At 58.9% G+C, this 2,331-nt stretch carries 2 protein-coding genes; both read right to left on the reverse strand.

Going from position 1 to position 2,331, the window contains the following annotated elements; genetic code table 11:
• The coding region (locus GIW04_RS29920) for an EAL domain-containing protein (protein ID WP_236479550.1) at positions 1-381 on the reverse strand (381 nt) is incomplete at its 3' end.
• Positions 382-498: 117 nt separating this feature from the next.
• Positions 499-2,331 (reverse strand): carboxy terminal-processing peptidase (locus tag GIW04_RS29925; protein ID WP_236479551.1); only part of this gene is annotated, 1,833 nt, incomplete at its 5' end.

The following is a 2,331-nucleotide window of genomic DNA, read 5'->3' on the forward strand; positions in this document are numbered from 1 at the left end:
GGTGAGTTCGATCACCACCTGGCTGGGAGAAATACCGAAGTCGCGCAACAGTTGCAGGGTGCGCCCTGGCTGATGCGCGTGCTCCATCAACGATTCCGGCGAGATATTGAGGAACAGCTTGCCCGGCAGTTTCTGCTCGCTGAAGCGTCGGCATGCACGCTCTCGGCACGCCATGTCCAGCTCGCTCAGGCGCCCGGCATGGCTGGCCACCGAGAACAGCGCGACGGGGGAGTGCAGCGGGCTGTTGGACGGGCCGCGACTGAGGGCTTCGTAACCGAGGATGCGCCGCTCTGACAGGCAGATGATCGGTTGGAACAGGCTGTGCAAACTGCCTTGAGCCAGGATTGAGCCCAATGCATTCAGCTGTTCGGTCATGGTCATGGCGGTCTCGATCAAAAAAAAGGACCGCAGGCGTAAACCTGCGGTCCTTTTATTTCACGACAGAATGATGTCTATATGATGACACTCCGAGGAGCGATCACATTAAATCGCCATCATTTACTGCTTGGCCACCTGCTTGGTGATCTTCAGGTAATCCAGCAGGATCCGGCCAGTCTCGGCCAAGTAGGCGTCGTCTTCCGGCTTGGTTTTATCCGCCTCGGTCGGCAGCGCGTCTTCATCTTCTTTCTTCAGCTCTTTGAGCGGGTCTTCACCTTTGGCCTTGCGGCGGGTGTTTTCCAGCACCAGTTGCTGATTCTCGATGCTGGAGTGCTGTGCACGGCGATCCGCTTCGTTGAGGCTGACGGTCTTCTCTTCCATCAGCTTCTTGGCCAGGGCCAGCTTGTCGCGGATAAACACGAACTCGGCATCCTTGGCAGAGCGGGTGTCGTGGTCAGCCTTCAGCTGTGCCAGGAACGGCTTGAACGGATCCGACGCCGGCTTGATCGCAGGGCGGATGGTGTCCCACGGCATGGCTTCAGGCAGGGCGCTTTCGCCAATTTCCTTGGTGTCGATGATCGACGGGAAATCGATATCCGGCAGTACGCCCTGATGCTGGGTGCTCTGCCCGGAGACCCGGTAGAACTTGGCCAGTGTCAGCTTAAGCTCGCCATGGTTCAGCGGCTGGATGGTCTGCACGGTGCCTTTGCCGAAGGTCTGGCCGCCGATGATCAGTGCACGGTGGTAGTCCTGCATGGCACCGGCGAAAATCTCCGAGGCCGAGGCCGAGAGGCGGTTGACCAGCAGCGCCATCGGCCCTTTGTAGAAGGCCCCCGGGTTCTCGTCTTCGAGCACGTCGACACGGCCGTCAGCGTTGCGTACCAACACGGTCGGGCCCTTGTCGATAAACAGGCTGGTCAGCTCGGTGGCTTCCTGCAGGGAGCCGCCGCCGTTGTTGCGCAGGTCGATGACCACGCCGTCGACTTTCTCTTTCTGCAGTTCTGTGAGGATTTTCTTCACGTCGCGGGTGGTGGACTTGTAGTCCGGATCACCGGCACGGAACGCCTTGAAGTCCAGGTAGAAGGCCGGGATTTCAATCACCCCCAGCTTGTAGTCCTTGCCATCCTGTTTGAGGTTGAGGACTTTCTTCTGCACGGCCTGGTCTTCGAGCTTCACCGCTTCACGGGTGATGGACACGATCTTGCTGGTCTGGTCGTTCGGTGCATTGGTGTGCGGAATCACTTCCAGGCGCACCACGCTGCCTTTAGGCCCACGGATCAGCTTGACCACTTCGTCCAGGCGCCAGCCGACCACTTCGACCATCTCTTTGTCGGCCTGGGCCACGCCGATGATCTTGTCGGCCGGTGCCACTTGCTTGGTTTTGTCAGCCGGGCCTGCCGGCACCAGACGTACAATCTTCACCTGGTCATTGTCGCTTTGCAGGACGGCACCGATGCCTTCCAGGGACAGACTCATATTGATATCGAAATTTTCCGCGTTATCTGGCGACAGATAATTGGTGTGCGGGTCGTAGGACATCGCAAAGGTGTTGATGTAGGCCTGGAAGATATCCTCGGCACGGGTCTGGTCCAGGCGCGCCAGCTGGTTTTTGTAGCGCTTGGTCAACAGCTCTTGAATGGCCTTGGGCTCTTTGCCGGCGATCTTCAAGCGCAGCACTTCGTCCTTGACGCGTTTGCGCCACAGGTCGTCCAGGGCTGCGGTGCTGGTCAGCCAAGGGGCGTCCTTGCGGTCCACCAGAAGGGTTTCTTTCTGGGTGAAATCGAGCTTGTCGACGCCTTTGTTCAGCTCACCCAGGGCGAAGTCCAGACGCGCTTTGACGCGGTCCAGGTAGCGCTTGTAGATGGTGAAGCCAGGCTGCAGGTCGCCGCTCTTGAGGAAGTCGTCGAATTGCGTCTTCCACTTGTCGAACTCAGCGATATCGCTGGCCAGGAA

The sequence above is a fragment of the Pseudomonas sp. PA-4-8C genome, from assembly GCF_021606625.1.
Lineage (GTDB): Bacteria > Pseudomonadota > Gammaproteobacteria > Pseudomonadales > Pseudomonadaceae > Aquipseudomonas > Aquipseudomonas lactis.